The organism is Cellulomonas sp. P5_C6, assembly GCF_054049635.1.
Genome location: NZ_JBFULZ010000369.1, coordinates 1 through 1347 on the forward strand (window position 1 = coordinate 1; position 1347 = coordinate 1347).

General features: G+C 78.6%; 1 protein-coding gene. It reads right to left on the bottom strand.

Annotation, left to right across the window (positions count from 1 at the left end; all coding sequences use genetic code 11):
- Positions 1-69: 69 nt before the first annotated feature.
- Positions 70-1251 (bottom strand): TadA family conjugal transfer-associated ATPase, encoded by a 1182-nt coding sequence (locus tag ACXJKG_RS21190; RefSeq protein WP_456847687.1) that lies wholly within the window; start codon positions 1249-1251, stop codon positions 70-72.
- Positions 1252-1347: the final 96 nt, after the last annotated feature.

The window sequence follows — 1347 nt, forward strand, 5'->3', positions numbered from 1 at the left end:
CCGGCCGCCGGCCCGYGACGCCGACCACCGCGAGCAGAGCCAGCGCGACGAGCCCACCGACGACGACGCTCACCGCGCGACCCGGCCGACCACAGCCAGCCCGAGCCGCTCCGCGAGGGCCGGCCATGCGGCTCCCGGCTCGGTCACGCCGGTCGGGTCGCAGCGCAGCGCGCACGCCACCTCGAGCGCACCCGACGCGTCCCGTCGCACGACGCCGACCTCCGCCAGGTACCGCCGACCCCGGTCACCGGTCGCCCGCCGCAGGTGCAGCACCGCGTCGAACGCGCTCGAGGCCTGCGCGGCGACGGCGTCGCGCGTCATCCCCGCGAGGGCCGCCAGTGCCTCCAGCCGCGCGGGGACGTCGGCGGCGGCGTTGGCGTGCACGGTCGTGCAGCCACCGTCGTGCCCGGTGTTCAGCGCGGTCAGCACCTCGCGTACCTCACCCCCGCGGCACTCGCCGAGCACGATCCGGTCGGGCCGCATGCGCAGCGCGTGGCGGACCAGGTCGGCCAGGTCGACCCGGCCGGCGCCGTCGACGTTGGCCCGCCGGGCCAGCAGCCGGACCACGTGCGGGTGCGCCGGCGCCAGCTCCCCGGCCTCCTCGACGACGACGATGCGCTCGTCGTGCGGCACCAGCGTCAGCAGCGCCGCCAGGAGCGTCGTCTTCCCCGAGCCGGTCGCGCCGGAGACCAGCAGGTTGGCGCGCGTGGCCACGAGTGCCCGGACCACCGGCACCAGCGGCGGCGCGAGCATGCCGACCGCGACGAGCTGCTCGAGCGTGAACGCCCGGGACCGCACGGCCCGCAGGCTGATCAGGGCACCGGCGTCGGCCACGGGCGGGAGCACGGCGTGCAACCGGGTCCCGTCGGGCAGGCGCGCGTCGACGGCCGGGGACGCGTCGTCGAGGCGCTGGCCACCGGCCGCCGCGAGCCGGACGGCCAGCGTCCGCACGTCGTCGGCCCCGCCGAGGTCCACGCCGGTCAGCACGAGCCGTCCGCTTCGCTCGACCCACACCTCGCGCGGGCCGTTGACCAGCACGTCCGTCACGTCGGGATCGTCGAGGAACGCCTGCAGCCGCCCGGCTCCGAAGAGCTCGTCGCGGACGGCCCGGGTGACCGACCCGAGGGCGCTGGAGCCCAGCACCGCGCCGGCCTCGCGCGCGGCGGCCTMCACGGCGGCGCCCACCCCGTCCGCGTCCCGACCGACGCGCGCGCGGACCGCGTCGAGGAAGTCCGGTCCCACCGGCGTCATCGGCCGAGCTCCTTCTCGAGCGCGCCGACCAGGCGCGCGGCGGCCCGCGCGCTGCGCCCGCCCCCAGGAACGCCGCCACGCTCGAGCGCCGCGGCC